The organism is Streptacidiphilus sp. PB12-B1b (assembly GCF_014084125.1).
Classification (GTDB): domain Bacteria; phylum Actinomycetota; class Actinomycetes; order Streptomycetales; family Streptomycetaceae; genus Streptacidiphilus.
In genome coordinates, this window is sequence record NZ_CP048405.1 from 5,180,139 (window position 1) to 5,195,113 (window position 14,975).

Annotated in this window: 14 protein-coding genes; 7 read left to right on the top strand and 7 right to left on the bottom strand. The window is 74.0% G+C overall.

The window, feature by feature from the left end; genetic code table 11:
- The first annotated feature begins 40 nt into the window (after positions 1-40).
- Positions 41-1,336, top strand: a complete 1,296-nt coding sequence (locus GXW83_RS22645) for an MFS transporter (RefSeq protein ID WP_182444885.1) — start codon at positions 41-43, stop codon at positions 1,334-1,336.
- A 63-nt stretch (positions 1,337-1,399) separates the two neighbouring features.
- Here GXW83_RS22645 and GXW83_RS22650 read toward each other — a convergent pair whose 3' ends face one another.
- The 3 genes from GXW83_RS22650 to GXW83_RS22660 all read right to left on the bottom strand — a co-directional run bounded on the left by GXW83_RS22650 (position 1,400) and on the right by GXW83_RS22660 (position 5,593).
- Complete coding sequence (locus GXW83_RS22650) at positions 1,400-1,609, bottom strand: hypothetical protein (RefSeq protein ID WP_182444886.1); 210 nt, start codon at positions 1,607-1,609, stop codon at positions 1,400-1,402.
- A gap of 21 nt (positions 1,610-1,630) precedes the next feature.
- A complete protein-coding gene (locus GXW83_RS22655) occupies positions 1,631-4,747 on the bottom strand; it encodes a type 2 lanthipeptide synthetase LanM family protein (protein WP_182444887.1) in 3,117 nt (1,038 codons plus the stop codon).
- A 174-nt stretch (positions 4,748-4,921) separates the two neighbouring features.
- The gene (locus tag GXW83_RS22660; protein ID WP_225447184.1) at positions 4,922-5,593 is read right to left on the bottom strand and encodes a hypothetical protein; all 672 of its coding nucleotides are present in this window, start codon (positions 5,591-5,593) and stop codon (positions 4,922-4,924) included.
- Between the two features lie 267 nt (positions 5,594-5,860).
- On the opposite strand from GXW83_RS22660, the gene GXW83_RS22665 reads away from it, so the two are divergent.
- The 5 genes from GXW83_RS22665 (at position 5,861) to GXW83_RS22685 (ending at position 9,303) form a co-directional block, all read left to right on the top strand.
- On the top strand, positions 5,861-6,091 hold the full coding sequence (locus GXW83_RS22665; protein ID WP_182444888.1) for a hypothetical protein: 231 nt from the start codon (positions 5,861-5,863) through the stop codon (positions 6,089-6,091).
- A 208-nt stretch (positions 6,092-6,299) separates the two neighbouring features.
- Positions 6,300-7,145 carry a TIGR02452 family protein gene (locus tag GXW83_RS22670; RefSeq protein ID WP_182444889.1) on the top strand — a complete coding sequence of 282 codons (846 nt, stop codon included), beginning with the start codon at positions 6,300-6,302 and terminating at the stop codon, positions 7,143-7,145.
- A 187-nt stretch (positions 7,146-7,332) separates the two neighbouring features.
- The gene (locus GXW83_RS22675) at positions 7,333-7,788 is read left to right on the top strand and encodes a DoxX family protein (RefSeq protein ID WP_182444890.1); all 456 of its coding nucleotides are present in this window, start codon (positions 7,333-7,335) and stop codon (positions 7,786-7,788) included.
- Between the two features lie 160 nt (positions 7,789-7,948).
- Positions 7,949-8,593, top strand: coding sequence for a TetR family transcriptional regulator (locus GXW83_RS22680; protein WP_182444891.1), 645 nt, complete (start codon positions 7,949-7,951; stop codon positions 8,591-8,593).
- Positions 8,590-9,303, top strand: coding sequence for a VC0807 family protein (locus tag GXW83_RS22685; protein WP_182444892.1), 714 nt, complete (start codon positions 8,590-8,592; stop codon positions 9,301-9,303). Before GXW83_RS22680 ends, GXW83_RS22685 begins: the two co-directional genes overlap by 4 nt.
- A gap of 490 nt (positions 9,304-9,793) precedes the next feature.
- Here GXW83_RS22685 and GXW83_RS22690 read toward each other — a convergent pair whose 3' ends face one another.
- Complete coding sequence (locus tag GXW83_RS22690; protein ID WP_182444893.1) at positions 9,794-10,513, bottom strand: SDR family NAD(P)-dependent oxidoreductase; 720 nt, start codon at positions 10,511-10,513, stop codon at positions 9,794-9,796.
- A gap of 83 nt (positions 10,514-10,596) precedes the next feature.
- A complete protein-coding gene (locus tag GXW83_RS22695) occupies positions 10,597-11,592 on the bottom strand; it encodes an FAD-dependent monooxygenase (protein ID WP_225447185.1) in 996 nt (331 codons plus the stop codon).
- A 364-nt stretch (positions 11,593-11,956) separates the two neighbouring features.
- Here GXW83_RS22695 and GXW83_RS22700 point away from each other — a divergent pair, with 364 nt between their 5' ends.
- On the top strand, positions 11,957-13,222 hold the full coding sequence (locus GXW83_RS22700; protein WP_182444894.1) for a serine hydrolase: 1,266 nt from the start codon (positions 11,957-11,959) through the stop codon (positions 13,220-13,222).
- 64 nt (positions 13,223-13,286) lie between these two features.
- Here GXW83_RS22700 and GXW83_RS22705 read toward each other — a convergent pair whose 3' ends face one another.
- The gene (locus GXW83_RS22705) at positions 13,287-13,823 is read right to left on the bottom strand and encodes an NUDIX hydrolase family protein (RefSeq protein WP_182444895.1); all 537 of its coding nucleotides are present in this window, start codon (positions 13,821-13,823) and stop codon (positions 13,287-13,289) included.
- A gap of 79 nt (positions 13,824-13,902) precedes the next feature.
- The gene (locus tag GXW83_RS22710) at positions 13,903-14,916 is read right to left on the bottom strand and encodes a nucleotidyltransferase family protein (protein ID WP_182444896.1); all 1,014 of its coding nucleotides are present in this window, start codon (positions 14,914-14,916) and stop codon (positions 13,903-13,905) included.
- Positions 14,917-14,975 lie beyond the last annotated feature (59 nt).

The window sequence follows — 14,975 nt, forward strand, 5'->3', positions numbered from 1 at the left end:
GAGCGGCGACGGGCGGGGCGGGACGCCCGTGGATCCCGCCGTGCGACGCGACACCACCCTGTACTGGTGGGGGCAGACCGCGTCGTCCTTCGGGTCGGTCTTCACCGCGATCGCCCTGCCGATCGTCGCCGTCGAGTACCTGCACGCCTCGGCGGGCGAGATCGGGCTGCTCACGGCGGCCGGGATCGTCCCCGTCCTGCTCCTCGGCCTGCCCGCGGGCGCCCTGGCCGACCGGATCGCCCGGCCCCGGCGGGTCCTCGCCGCCATGGACCTGGTGTCGGCGGTGGCCGTCGCCGTGATGGCGCTGGGGCTGGCGCACCGGACCGCCACGGTCGGCTGGCTGGTCTGCCTGGGCGTGCTGATGGGCCTGGTGGGCACCCTGTGCTCCTCGCTGTACTTCGTCCACCTGCGGCACCTGGTCGGCGGCGACAGCGTCGGGCCGGTGCGGGCGCGGCTGCAGGCCGGGCAGTTCGGGGCCGGGGTCGTCGGCCGACTGCTGGCGGGCCCCGCCGTCGTCGCCCTGGGCAGCGCGGCGGCGCTGGCGGTGGACGGCGCCAGCTACGTCCTCAGCGCGCTGGCACTGCTGGCCATGCGCACCTCCGGGCTGGTCGCCCGGGAGAGCACCGCCTCCGTGGGCAGTACCCTGCGCGGCTCCGGGGCCGGGCTGCGGTTCTTCGCCGGGGACGGCTACCACCGGGCGCTGCTGGTGTTCATCGTGGTGCCCGCCGCCACCTCGTCCGGGCTGACCACGCTCACCGCGCCCTTCCTGCTGCGCAGCGTGCACCTGCCGGTGGCCGCCTACGGCTCGGTGTTCGCCCTCGCCGGGCTGCTGGGCCTGGCCGGATCGACCGCCGCCGGACGGGTGCTGACCCCCGGCCGCGACCCTCGGCAGGTGACGCTGGCCGGCTTCGCCGGGGCGGTGCTGCTGAGCCTGCTGCTGCCGATGGCGTCCGGTCCGCTGCCGCTCGCGGCGGCCTGCGCCGCGCTCGGCATCGGACTGCCGGTGTTCTGCGGTGCGATCGCCAATGTGGCCATCGGCTCGGTCCTGGTCGCGGACGTGCCGGAGGACGTCCTCGGCCGGTCGATGGCGGCCCTCCAGGTGAGCGCCTCGGCGGCGGCGCTGCTGGGCGCGCTGGGGAGCGGCGCCCTCGGCGACGCGCTGGGCATCCGGGCGGCGCTGTGGACGACGGGCCTGACCGGCGTGGGCGCGGTCGCCTGCTGCCTGCCCCCGGCGCTGGTCGGCGCGCGGCGGCTGCGGGCGGCCGAGCGCGCGGCGGGCGCGGCGGGCGCGGCCCAGTCGGCCGGGCAGTCGGCCTTCCCCGTCCGGACCGGCTGACGGGGGCCTCTCCGGACGGGGAGGCCGACTGCTGTTGCTGTTCCTGTTCCTGCGACGGGTGGGCTACTTGCCGGTCGGCTCGGGGGTCAGCGGACAGCTCTGGGTGAGCGTGGGGGTGACCCAGACGACGTCCGTGTTGGCGGTCAGCAGGCCGTACCGGCGGGCCAGTCTGCCGCCGGAGCGCAGCGTGATCTCGCCGCTGGGGTGGTCGACGGCCCGACCTTGACGCGTACCCGGCTGCTTCCAGCTGCGGACCAGTTCTTCGGTGTGCATGAGGAGGGATGTCCTTTCGTCTTACCGGATCGGCGGCTGCAACAGCAGTGCCGAAGCTGTTCGCTCGGGGAATCCGAGCCGGAGGAGCCCGTGGCCGATGCCGGACAGCCCGGTCATCAGGCCGGGCACGGCCAGGCCGCCGGGGGTGCCGCAGCGCGGCCCGGAGCGGTCGAGTGCGGCGGCGAGCGCAGCCGCCCGGCCGTCCCGTACGGCCTGCAGGCCGGGGCTTCCGGGGCGGCTCGGGCTGCCCAAGCTGCTCGCGCTGCTCGCGTGGAGCAGTTCCAGGGCGCCGAGTTCGCCGTGGCACAGGCTGTGGTCGGGCAGCGGGCGGCTCGTGGCGAGCGCGCGGTGGGCGCGGCCGACGAACTCCGCCAGCTCCGGTTCGGCCATCGCGGCGGGGCTGTCGGCGACGGCCAGGGCGATCCCGGGCAGCCCCTGGCACCAGCCGGGTTCGGCTGCCGAGGGGGCGGCGGAGCGGACGGCCGAGCGCAGCGCGGCCAGCCCCGCGCGCTCGTAGCGGGCCGCCCCGGCGTCAGACCGCCCGGTACCGGCCGGTCCCCCGTCGGCCGCCGCGAACCGCAGCAGCGCCCAGCCGATCCCGGCCTCGCCCGCGCTGAATCCGGCGGCCCGGAGACCGTCCGGGCCGGTCTGTGGACCGTCGGCGTGCGGGCGGTCGGCGAAGGGACGGTCGGCGTGCGGGCGGTCGGCGAGCCGGTCGGCGCAGAGGCGGGCACCGCGCCAGGCCGCGTTGCTGCCCGTGGCCCGGCCCACCGCCAGCAGCGCGGCGAGGCCCCCGGCCGTCCCGTCGACCACTCCTGACTGCTCGTCATCCTCCCGCTCCGCAGCGGCCGTGGTCAGCAGGACGGCGGGCTCGATCCAGCTGCGGATCTCCGAGTCGTCCAGCAGGGCGGCCGTCTGCGCGAGCGCATAGGCGATGCCGCCCAGCCCGGCGAAGGCTCCCGATCCGACCAGGCCCAGCTCCGCCGGGTCGGCGGCGAGCCGCTCCAGCAGCCGGGGCACCGGACGCAGCGCCTGTCCGGCGGTCTCGGCGTAGCGCGCACTGCCGGTGAGCGCGGCCAGTTGGGCGAGGAACAGCGCCGGGCCGGGGTAGCCGCAGCCCAGGTCGGCGCCGGCCGGGCCGAGCCGCCAGTAGCGGTCGGCGAGGAGTTCCAGGCCGAGCCAGTTGGCCCGGCCGGGGCTGCGGTGGGCCTGCTCGACCAGCCGGTCGCCGATGGCGCGGGCGGCGGCCAGCAGCCCGATCCGGCTCGGGGCGGCCTGCGCCGGGCCCGGCCCGGCGGGCGCAGGTGCGGCGGGCGCTGATGTGGCAGGCGCAGGCCCGGCGGCGACGCGGTGGGCGGGGGCGTTGGACCGGGCGGCCATGGCAGCCCGGATGATCCACTCCTGCTGCCCCAGCTCGGCCTCGTCCATGGCCGCGACCTTCTCCCGGACCCGGTCCAGGCCGGTCCGCTCCAGCGCGTCCGGTATCCGCCGGTCCGCGCCCCAGCACAGGTCGGCCGAGCCGGGCCGGGCGGTGAACAGCGGGACGTCGCCGTCCCACAGCTGGTCGATCTCGGCGTCGACCAGCCGGGGCCACGCCGGGGCGCCCAGCGCGTCGGTCTCCAGCAGCCGCAGGATCCCCTCCCGCTCCGCCGGGCTGCGCAGGACGTCGGGGTGGGTGGACTCGTCCAGCAGCGTCACGTACGACTGGGTGGCCCGGGCGACCAGGCGCACCTCGTCGTCGGCGAAGCGGTGCAGCAGCCCCTGCGGGCCGAGCAGCTCCGCCCGGGCGGCGGCGATCGCGCGGTAGGCCGTGCGGAAGCCCTCGAGCAGTGCCTCGGTGTGGTCGGCCGGATCGGCGTCCGCCCCGGCCCCGGCGAGCCTCGGGCGGTTCTCGGCCCCGGCGATGCCCCCGGGCCGCCGGACCAGCCGCATCCGGTCGGTGCCGCCGTCCGCCCACTCCACACCGGCCGTCGGCGCCTGCGCCCCGGCGTCACCGCCCAGGCCCGAGGCGTCGAGCGCGGTCTCGTCGCCGAGCAGCAGATACGGCAGCAGGCCGGTCCGGAGCACGGACGACCGCAGCACCAGGGCGGCCGGGTCCTCGCCGAGGGCGTCCTCGGCCGGGGGCGCGGGCGGGTGGAACAGCGTCTCGACGTCCACCGGGACGGGCTGGTCGGCGCAGGCAATCAGGTTCTCGTAGTGCTGATCGGTGCCGTCCAGGGCGTGCAGCAGCGCCAGCCAGGCGCCCTGCCGCAGGTAGAACCGCTCCAGCTGCCGCGCGTCGGCGCAGGGGCGGGCGGGGACGAACTCCAGCCAGCCGTAGCCGGGCCGCTCCAGCAGCGCCACGGTGCGCAGGCCGGGTGTGCCCGGCAGCGCGTTGAACCAGCCGACCACCTCGTCGAAGTGCCGGTGCAGCCCCAACGGCCTTGGCTTGTACACCAGTTGGATGCCATCGGCGAAACCCAGCAGGGCCACACTCCGCCCGTTCCGGTGCCCGTCGCCCGCTCCCTGCCGCAGCGCCAGCAGCGTCCCGGGGTCGCGGCCGGACAGCAGGGTGGCGACCAGGTCGGCGCGGTCGGCGGCGAATCGGGCCAGCAGTTCGGCCACGGCGTCGGCCGCGTTGACGCAGGTCTGCGCCACCAGCCGGGCCAGCACCGGGTACTGGTCGAGCAGCGCGGACAGCCCGCTCCGGCAGGCGGTCAGCGCGAGGAAGTCGCGGAACCGCTCCGACGGGGTGTCACCGGCCAGCCGCCCGGTCACCCTGGCGACGTTGAGTTCCAGCACCAGGGCGCGGGCGCACTGCCGGGCCAGGGTGTCGGCGAGCTGCTCCACGAAGCGCGCCCGGATGGCGGGGAGGTCCACGGCAGCGGCCGAGGCGGCGAGCGATGCCCGTTGGGACAGCCGGTCACCGGCCAGCTCGGCGAAGGGCGCCAGCACGATCCGGAAGCCGGTGGTACCGGGCAGCTCCCCGCGCGGCAGTTCCCCGCCCGGCTGCGGCGCGGCGGGCGCGGCGGCGAGGGCCCGCGTGACGAACGCGGCCCACTCCGGCACCGCCGCGCAGGGCTGCTCCGCTGCGGGAATGCTGCGCAACCACCAGTCGTGCACGGCCGGTTCGGCAGCCAACGTCTCCTCAGTGATCACAGCGTCGAGCGTGTCAGCCTCCACGCGACCTGCACAAGGGGGAGCTTGGATTCTGGATGCGCGGCCGGTTTCCTGGGTGGACGGCCCCCATGAAGCGGGTGCCGCCACCAGGAATATGGGGGCTCTCCCCCATGCGCGCGCAGCCGATCGTCCGAAGGATCGGCGCAGGGCGGGCTACGGCCGCTCGGCGCTCTGCAGCATGCCGCCGAGCGAGAAGCACAGGGCGCCGGTCAGGGTGCCCCAGTTGGAGACGGTCTCGTTGACCGGGCTGCCGGTGGCGGGGCGGGTGAAGGCGGCCAGCGCCGAGACCATGAACAGCACCGACCCGAGCTGGTTCACCGCGACGACCCACCAGTCCAGGCCGCGCGCACGGACGTCCGGCCGGGCCCGGTCCCGCATCCCGGCGAAGCCGAGGTATCCGGAGACCAGGAACAGCACGCACCCGATCACGTCAGGCGCCCAGATCAGCCGGTTCACCTGGCGGACGGTCAGCCCCTGCAGGAACGAGTCCAGCAGGTTGACCGCGAACACCAGCGTCCCCGCGAACAGCAGGAAGGCGCTCGTCCAGTCCACCCGCATCGGCTCGTAGCTCCACCACCGCCAGCCCGTCCCGGCCGGTGTGTTGACCGCCTGCAGCAGGGAGGCGTAGCCGCCGGTGTTGAAGAACAGGCCCCCGACGAAGTACAGCGAGGCGCTCCCGGTCGGATCGCCCGAGCCGAACTGGGCGACTGCGGCCCCCACCGCGAACAGCGCCCCGCCGACGACGAACGCCCACGCCGCGACGCTGTTCAGCCGTGCGGCCCGGGCCGGGCCCGCGCCCTCGGTGAGCTGCTCGGGATGGGCCACGGCCACAGCCTAGTGCGGCGGGAACGATCCACCGGGCAGTGAAACGCCCGCCCACCGGCGCGGACGGTTCGAGTACCCCCGGTTCCGACCGCCCTCCAGCTGAAGATCACTTACAATCGCCTTACCCTCTCCCGCGCTGCCGGGAGTCGGGGGCCGTCGGGGGCGGCGTCAGACGTTCGTGGGTGATCACTGCTGCGCTTTTCGGGCGCGTGCACGCCCACGTCCTCCCTCGTCCCTGGCTTGTCCACTACGAGGTTGCGAGGTCCGATGGGGTCCACTTGGAAGCCGCTCCCCGATGAACTGTCCGGCTCCGCACGGCGGTTGACGGAGGAGCTGCGCGCGGTCAAGGACCGCAGCGGCCTCTCGCTGTCCGACATGGCCGCCGCCACGCACTACAGCAAGGCATCCTGGGAGCACCCGGGCACGGCGGGGGCTGCGGCGAGCCGTCCCGACCCGGCGCAGCCCCCTGCTACCGCCCTGCGGGGGCGCGGCCGTTGAGGCTGCGCCGCCTCCTCGGCTCACGACCAGGGTTCCGATCCTGGCGGAGCCGACCGCGCCCCCGTCCACGACACCGACGGCCCGCACCGGGCCCGGGACGTGTACCCGCAGGCCCTGCGGCCCGCCTCGCCGCCCTCCAGGCCGGGCAGGGACCGGTCCAGGAAACTCGTTCGACTGCCGGGCTCCGTCGCGCCTATCGTCCGCTGACATGAGCAGCAGGATGCGCGGCGTCGCCGCGGTGAACGAAGCGATCGTCGAAGCGGGCTGGTACCGGGCCGAGGACGGCACCCGGGTCGAGGTCCGCGCCGTGCTGGAGGCGGCCGCCGCCGGAACCCGCTGCCACCTGCCCGAGGAGCGGCTCGACCCGCCGTCCGCTGCAGCGCCGGTGGACGCCGGAGCGGTGCGGGTGGAGGTGACCGCGGAGGGGAGCCTGCAGGCCGCGCGGCGGCTGTGCGCGCGGGGCGGCGGGGAGGTCGCGGTGCTGAACTTCGCCTCGGCCCGCAACCCCGGCGGCGGCTACCTGGGCGGCGCGAAGGCGCAGGAGGAGGACCTGTGCCGACAGGCGCTGCTGTACTCCTGCCTGCTGCACGCCCCCGAGTACTACGCGGCGCACCGTGCCGGCTCCGATCTGCTCTACAGCGACCGGGTCATCTGGTCGCCCCGGGTACCGGTGCACCGCGGCGACGACGGAGGCCTGGTGGCGCAGCCGCCGCTGGTGTCGTTCCTGACCTGCCCGGCCCCGAACGCCGGGGAGTTCCTGCGCCGCGACCCGCACGCCGGCGCCCTGGTCGGCACCACCCTGCGGCGGCGCGCGGGCCGGGTGCTGGCCGTGGCCGCGCACCACGGCGTACGACGCCTGGTCCTCGGCGCCTGGGGCTGCGGTGTCTTCCGCAACGACCCCCGCGAGGTCGCCCGGGCCTTCCACCACCACCTGGGCCCGGACGGGGCCTTCCGCACCGGCTTCGACGAGATCGTCTTCGCCGTCTGGGACCGCAGGACACCCTCGCCCAACCGGGCCGCCTTCACCGCCGCCTTCGCCCCGCCCTCCCCGTGACCGCCCAGCGCGGCCGGGGCAGTTCGAAAAAGGGTGAACCGGGGGCGCGTGGCGGGCGTATGGGCGGTGAAGCATGTGCACGGGGGCGGGCCCGGGTCCGCCCGCCGTGCGGCTGCACGGTCGGAGGTAAGGCTCCGGACAATGCTTCACTTGTCATGTACCTGACGTTAACCTCAGGAGGCACCCGATGGTGGAGAACAAGCTCTGGCCGTACGTTCTGTCGCTCTTCCGCGTGATCGTGGGCGCGCTCTTCGTGTGCCACGGCGCGGCCACGCTGTTCGGCGTGCTCGGTGGCACACCGGGCACCGGGGGCGCCACCCCGGCGGGCACCTGGCCCGGCTGGTGGGCCGCCCTGATCCAGTTCCTCGGCGGCGCCCTGGTCGTCGTGGGACTCGGCACGCGCTGGGCCGCCCTGCTCTGCTCCGGCTCCATGGCCTACGCGTACTTCACCATCCACCAGGAGAAGGCGGCCCTGCCGATCCAGAACGGCGGCGAGGCCGCGGTGATGTTCTGCTGGGCCTTCCTGCTCATCGCCCTGGCGGGCCCGGGAGCGTGGGCCGTCGACGCACTGCTGACCCGCTCCGACCAGCAGGCGGGCGCCCGCGAACCGTCCAACCCGGTGACGGACGACATCGCGGCCTGAGCACCAACGCCCGGCGCACGCCGCCGGGTTGTCGAAAGCCGACGGCCCCGGGCCGAGGAGGCGCGCACCGCACCCGCTGCGGCGCGCGCCTCCGCCTTTGCACCCCCCGGCACCCCGGCTGCTCTTGCTCGGGCGAGCAAACCCGCGTACTGTCTTGCTCATGCAAGCAAGGAATAGCTCGGGCAAGCAAAGCGGGGGACGCAGAGCCCGGTCGTCCTTCACCGAGACCGGACGCCGCGCCCAGATCGTCGCCGCGACGATCGAGGTCATCGCCGAAGTCGGCTACCACCGGGCCACGTTCGCCAAGATCGCGGAGCGCGCCGGACTGAGCAGCACCGGGATGATCTCGTACCACTTCGAGGGGCGGGACGACCTGATGCGCGAGGTCGTCGCCGAAGTGCTGCGGCTCGCGGACGGCTACGTCCGACCGCGCATCGAGGCCCACGAGAGCTACGCGGGCCGGCTGCGCGCCTCCATCGAGGGCAATCTCGACCTGCTCGCCGAGTACCCGAACCACCTCGCGGCGATCGCCGAGGTCCTCGGCAACCTCCGCGGCGGCGACCCGGGCATGGTGGCCTTCCTCGACGCGACCGAGGCCACCCTCGCACTGCAGGTGGAGCAGCTCCGCAAGGCCCAACGCGCGGGCGAGTTCTGCGAGTTCGATCCGTGGGTGATGATGCGCGCGATCCGCGCCGCCATCGACGACGTGGTGCGCCGCGCCCCCCACGATCCCGGGCTCGATGTCCGGGCCGCAGGACGCGAGTTGGCCGATCTCTTCGACCGCGCCACCAGGAGGACGTCATGACCGCAACAGACACGGGGGAACGCACCATGGACACGCGCAACGAACCGCAGGCCGCCACCGACGCACCCACCGAGGCGGAGGTGCGGCGCCGCACCGCCGCACTGCGCCGACACCTCGCTGTGCAGCTCTTCTTCGAACTCGTCCTGCCGCTCGGCTCCTACTACGGGCTGCGCGCGGTCGGCGCCGGCCAGTGGCTCTCGATGGTCGCCGGAGGCGTGCTGCTGCTGCCGTGGATCGGCTACGGCATCGTGCGCCGGCGGCGGGTGGAGGCGATGGCGGTGTTCACGCTGAGCCTGGTGGTGCTGGCAACCCTGCTGTCGCTGGTCACCGGCAGCCCGCGGGTGCTGATGATCAGGGACAGCTGGGTGACCGCGGCCATCGGGCTCTGGGTGCTCGGCACACTGCCCACCCGGCGTCCGTTCATCATGACGAGCTCGCGCGGCATCGTCATCGCCAAGGTCGGCGAGGCCGGGCTGGCGGCCTGGGAGGCCCGCTGGGATGTGGAGCCGGTGTTCCGTCACCACCTGCGGCTGCTCACCGCGGTGTGGGGCTCGGTCTTCCTGCTCGACGCGGTGCTGCGGGTGGTGCTGGCGTACTCCATCCCGGTGGACGCCTTCCCGCTCACCAGCACCCTGATGTGGCTGGCCCTGCTGGGCGGACTGATCACGTACCACAACTGGTACGTCACCCGGAACGGCCTGAAGCTGTAGCGGACGCCATATCCGCCCGCGAGCAGTCCAGCGACCTGCTCGCCGCGGCGGCGCCTGGCGGCACCGGGGTTGTGCGGACGGGGAGGACGGGATGGCTGCCCCCAGCGCCCACCAACCCCTGCGCGCGCCCGGCCGTGACGGTTCGCCAGGCATTGACGGCCCGTCAGGCGGCGGTGGGTTCGGGCAGGGGGCGGCGGCGCAGCTCGGTGCGGCGCAGGGCGCCGGCACGTACGCCTGGTCGAGGGTGCCGACGTCCGTGGCGGGCGGACGATCGCGTCGATCCGGTCGAGGACGTCGTCGCCGAGGGACCTGCTGTACGCCGTGGCCCAGCTGTGGATGCCCGTGCCCGGGGCGGGCCCCGACTACAGCCGCCGGATGACCGCCCTGCTGATCGACGGGCTGCGCAACGGCGGCCGGCCCCGGCCGTAGCCGCCGCCCTGTCCGGGACCGCCGCCGTTGCGCTGCTGCATCAGCCCTCAGGTCCGGCGGGCTACCACGGGACGGTCTCGCCGTGGCGGTCCAGGAACTGCAGGCCGGGGGCGCCGGCCTGGGCCTCCAGGACGTCCGCCACGGCCGGCATGGTCTCCTGCGCGGTGAGCGGCGCGTCCGGTCCGCCGAGCCGGGTCCGGTTGTGGCCGGGGTCGATGAGCAGCTTGGTCTGCCCGTCGTCGGCATAGCGGGTGGCATAGCTGCGCATCAGCTGGTTGAGCGCGGCCTTGCTGGCCTTGTAGAGCTCGTAGCCGTCCTCGGTGTTCAGCGAGATGCTGCCCTGCTCGGAGGACATGACGGCGACGGTTCCGCCGGGCACCACCAGCCCGCGCAGGGCCTCCAGGGTGCGCAGCGGGCTCAGCGCGTTGGTGACCATCACCTCGGTGAACATCCCGGTCGGGACCTCGCCGATGGGCAGGTTCCCCCGGTCGATCGCGGCGTTGACGAAGAGCAGGTCCAGCCGGTCGCCGGACAGGCGCTCGCGCAGCGCGGCCAGTTGCTCGGGGCTGGTCATCTCCAGCGGCTCGGCCCTCAACCGCCCCTCCGAGGCGTCGGCCTGGTCCCTCAGTTCCCCGCCGCTGCCGCGGTCGGTGGCGGTGACCCGCCAGCCGCGCCGTACGAGTTCACCGGCGAGGACGAGCCCCAGCCCTCGGGAGGCGCCGATGACCAGAGCGTGGCGGCCGGAGGCGGGGTCGGACGTGTGGCGGGGCGTGGTGGACATGTGCATTCCCTTCGTCATGAGGGATCCACAGTAGACGTAACGTTGCGTCTAGACAATCCTGCGACACCGCCACCGGAGGGCGCTCAGGTGGCGGGCGCGGTAATCAGCATCCAGTGGCTGAAGGCGGCGTAGCAGCGGGCGAAGTCGTCTGCCCCGTCGGCGTGTTCGACGGCATCGGCGTGCCGCTGGACCTGCTCGAAGCGGGCGGCGCGGGCGCGTTCGTAGTCGGCGAGCGCCGTGGCGGTGTCGGGTCCGGCGTCCAGGGCGGCGCGCAGGACTCCGGCGTCCTCGATGCCCAGCGTGCCGCCTGCGGCGATGTGCGGGGACAGGCCGTGCGCGGCGTCCCCGATCAGCGCGACCCGGGGGCTCGTCCAACGGGAGAGCGGCGGGACGAGCATGATGGCGTTCTCCAGGATGTCCTCCTCCGGGGTGTCGGCGATCACCCGCAGCAGGTCGTCGTGCCAGCCCGCCTCGGCCAGGTTCCGCGCCCGCACCAGCGCCCGCTCGCGCTTGGTGCCGACCAGCGGACCGGCCTGGAACTGGTTGACCATCCACATGGTCTGCCCCTCGGCGACCCGGGCGTACCCGCCGTGGGTGCCGTCGCGCCCGATGGTCAGCACCGTGCCCTGCGGGCGCTCGTCCCCGGCGGGCACGACCGCGCGCCAGGCGTAGTGCCCGGCGTGCGCCCTGGCCTCGCTGCCGGGCGCCAGCTGGGCGCGTATCCGGGAGTAGACGCCGTCCGCGCCGATCAGCAGGTCCGCGTGCAGCTCGCCACCGTCTTCGAGGTGGACGACGACGTCGGACTCCCGCTCGGTGTACCCGGTTGCCCGGGCGTCGAGCAGGATCCGATGCCGGCCGACGACGTCCGCCAGCAGGCTGTTCAGGGCCGGCCGAGGCACCAGCAGGAAGCGGTGGTCGGCCTCGCCGTAGCCGGCGGCGCGCACCGGGCTGCCGGAGGGGTCAAAGAACCAGGTGTCGACCTCCTCGCCCAGGCCCCGGTTCTCCGCACCGATGCCGATCCGGTCGAACTCCCGCAGGGCGTTGGCCCACAGGCCGATGCCCGCCGCGACCGCACGCACCTGCGGGGCCTGCTGGAGCTGCGCAGCTACCCGCTGCCCGCGCCCACCCCGGCCATCCCCGCCGTCCTGGCCTGTCACGCCCGCCACGACCGTGACAGCGCCCACCGCTGGCTGCGCACCCTGATCGCCGACATCCTGACCGCGATCGCCACCACCCCCGACCACGAGGCGACTTGACGCCCCATCACATGAGTGTGCAGGCACAGTCCTGGAGCGTCCGGGCCCCGCACGGCGCAGGTTGCGCGCACCCGGATCCCGTCGGGGCCGCGTCGTCTCTGCAATGCTGTACACGATCTGTACCCGTGCCCACGGCCGCACAGCCTCACGGCGCGGCCTCGGCACCACCGTTGAACGGGAGAATTGCGTGTATCGACGTCGTAACCGCGCCGCGCGGGCAGCTCTGGCCGGAGCAGTAGTGGCGGGGACGCTCGCTTCCGTCCTGGCCGTCGGAGCCCCGGCCGAGGCCGGCACGGTCCGCCAGGCCCACACTCCGGCCGCCGCGCCCACTCCGGCCCCCAACCTGACGGCGCTGCGCACGGCCCTGCAGTCGGTCGTCAAGGCCGGGGCGCCGGGCGTCTTCGCCCAGGTGCAGGACGGATACGGCGCCAAGACCTACACGGTCAGCACGGGCAAGGGCGACCTGGCCACCAACACGGCGGTCAACCCGGCCGGCGAGTTCCGCGTGGGCAGCATCACCAAGAACTTCACCGCCGTGCTGGTCCTGCAACTGGTCGCACAGAAGAAGGTCGACCTGGACGCGTTGGCCAGTCGCTACCTGCCGGCCGGGCTGCTGCCCAAGGGCTCGCCCATCACCGTACGGGAGTTGCTGAACCACACCAGCGGCCTGTACGACTACACCGACGACCTGCTGACCGGCGACACCGTCACCGGCTACCAGGGCTTCCGCTACAAGACCTACACACCGCAGTCCCTGGTCGCCGACTCCGTCAAGCACGGCCCCCAGTTCACGCCCGGCAAGGACTACAGCTACTCCAACACCAACTTCGTGGTCCTCGGCCTGCTGGTCGAGCACGTCACCGGGCTCCCCTACGCAACCGTCCTGCACCAGCGCATCCTCGACCCGCTGCACCTGACGCACACGTACTTCGTCGTCCCGCAGACCACCGTGCCCGGCGTGCACGCCCTCGGCTACCTCACCCAGGACAACCCCGCCAAGCCGCTGTTCGACGCGACCGACCAGACCGCCTCCTGGCTGTGGACCGCCGGAGCACTCATCTCCAGCACCTCGGACCTGAACACCTACCTGCGCGCCCTGACCACCGGCCACCTGCTGCCGGCCGCACAACTGGCCCAGATGGAGACCACCGAGTTCGTCAACTCGACCACCCGCTACGGCCTCGGCCTGCGGGAGTACCAACTCCCCTGCGGCACCGACGTGTACGGCCACGACGGCATCATCGAGGGCTACCAGACGTACTCCTACACGACCAAGAACGGCTCCCGCCAGGTCACCATCTCCGCCAACGCCTCCAACAACACCACCGTCTACGCCGCCGAACTCCGGGCCCTGACGCCGGTCTTCTGCGGCACCTCGCCCGCCCCCGCCCGCGCGCACACCGCTGCCGCCGCCAACGCCACCCAGATCGCCCACGAGGAAGCCCGAGGCTGACCTCCGGCCCGGCGTCGGCCGCCGCCCACCTCCGGGGCGGTCGACGCCGCCGGCCGCCCGCGTTTCAGCCCAGGCAGCCGGCGTGGGCGAGGGCCTGCTTGAGCAGCACTCCCTGGCCGCCCGGCATCTCCTGCTGGACCAGCGCGGACGCGGCCTCCTGCGGGCTGAACCAGACCAGGTCGAGGGCGTCCTGGCGGGGGCGGCAGTCACCGCTCACCGGGACGATGTAGGCCAGGGACACCGCGTGCTGGCGCGGGTCGTGGAACGGGGTGACCCCCTGCGTCGGGAAGTACTCGGCGATCGTGAAGGGCTGCAGCGAGGCCGGGACCCTGGGCAGCGCCACCGGGCCGAGGTCCTTCTCCAGGTGCCGCAACAGGGCGTCGCGGACCCGCTCGTGGTGCAGCACCCGGCCGGACACGAGGGCACGGCTGACCGTCCCGTCCGAGCCGATCCGCAGCAGCAGCCCGACATGCGTCACCTCCCCGCTGTCGTCGACCCGTACCGGGACGGCCTCGACGTAGAGGATCGGCATCCGGGCGCGCGCCAGTTCCAGTTCGTCGGAGGCGAGCCAGCCGGGCGTGGTTTCCGTGATGTCTGACATTGGCTGATCGTACGTGCATACCCGGTGGGGCTCAAGGAGCCATCGCCGCTGGTGGGGTAGGAGAAACGGATCGGCGTCCTCAGTACAGGTGCGGCAGCATGGCCGGCCAGACGCTCCAGGGATCGCCGAACACCGCTCCGCGGATGTCCGCGCCGTCCGGCACGACACTGCCCGGCAGGACGACCGCGTCGGCGACCGCGGCGCCGGCGCCGATGACCGCGCCGTGCCCGACCACCAGCGGCCCGATCAGCTCGCACCCCCGGCCGAGCGAGACGTTCGCGCCGACGAGCACCGGTCCGAGGATCGCGGCGGCCGGGGCGAGGTCGGCGTTGCCCTGGTCGTGGACGCCCGGACCGACCGGCCGCCCCCGGTGGGAGGCGCCCAACCGGCCCTCGATCCCCACCGTGTTCGCCCGGTGGAGCTGGTCGTACGCGTTGACGTCGCACAGCCGGATCCGGCCCGCGTCGAACACCTCGATGCTCCGGCCGCCGGACGGCAGCGTGGTCAGTACGTCCCGTGCCAGGTCGACGGCGCCGGGCGGGATCGTGTCCAGCAGGCCGGGCTCGACGATGCACGTCCCGAAGCTGCCGAAGGGGCCGACAGCCGTCGGCCTCCCCGGCGTGCGGGCGAGCGCGCGGACCGAGATCCCGTCGGTGGTCCGCACGTAGTCGCCGCGCCAGCTCTCGTCCACGGGGCCGCCCGCCAGCGTCACCGTGGGCCTGCGCCGCCGGTGCTGCCGGATCAGGCCGGCGAAGTCGACGGTGCTGAGGGTGTCGGCGCAGGTGACCAGAGTCGGGCCGTCCACGAAGAACTCCCGGCACTGCCTCAGGGTTTCGGCCGATCCCAGCAGTTCGGGCTCGTGAAAGAGCGTCAGCCTGACTGCCTCGGAGGGGTAACGGGCCAGGTAGAGGGCCATCCGGTCCGGGAACGCATGGACGTTGACGCCGATCTCGGTGCAACCCGCCACCACGAGCGCGTCGATGACGTGGCCGATGACCGGGCGGTTGAACACCGGCACCAGTGGTTTGGGGACGGCGGCGGTCAACGGCCGCAGGCGCTCGCCGAGTCCGGCCGCGAGAACGAAGGCCCTCACGACCGTCCGCACCCCGCGACGGGTACTGCGCCGCCCATGGACAAGGCAACGTTCATGCA

Excerpts from the sequence above, each read along its gene's own strand:
- GXW83_RS22650 (WP_182444886.1), bottom strand. The coding sequence starts at position 1,609 with ATGCACACCGAAGAACTGGTCCGCAGCTGGAAGCAGCCGGGTACGCGT.
- GXW83_RS22670 (WP_182444889.1), top strand. The coding sequence starts at position 6,300 with ATGAGCAGCAGGATGCGCGGCGTCGCCGCGGTGAACGAAGCGATCGTC.
- GXW83_RS22705 (WP_182444895.1), bottom strand. The coding sequence starts at position 13,823 with ATGTCAGACATCACGGAAACCACGCCCGGCTGGCTCGCCTCCGACGAA.
- GXW83_RS22685 (WP_182444892.1), top strand. The coding sequence starts at position 8,590 with ATGACCGCAACAGACACGGGGGAACGCACCATGGACACGCGCAACGAA.
- GXW83_RS22665 (WP_182444888.1), top strand. The coding sequence starts at position 5,861 with ATGGGGTCCACTTGGAAGCCGCTCCCCGATGAACTGTCCGGCTCCGCA.
- GXW83_RS22690 (WP_182444893.1), bottom strand. The coding sequence starts at position 10,513 with ATGTCCACCACGCCCCGCCACACGTCCGACCCCGCCTCCGGCCGCCAC.
- GXW83_RS22675 (WP_182444890.1), top strand. The coding sequence starts at position 7,333 with ATGGTGGAGAACAAGCTCTGGCCGTACGTTCTGTCGCTCTTCCGCGTG.
- GXW83_RS22680 (WP_182444891.1), top strand. The coding sequence starts at position 7,949 with ATGCAAGCAAGGAATAGCTCGGGCAAGCAAAGCGGGGGACGCAGAGCC.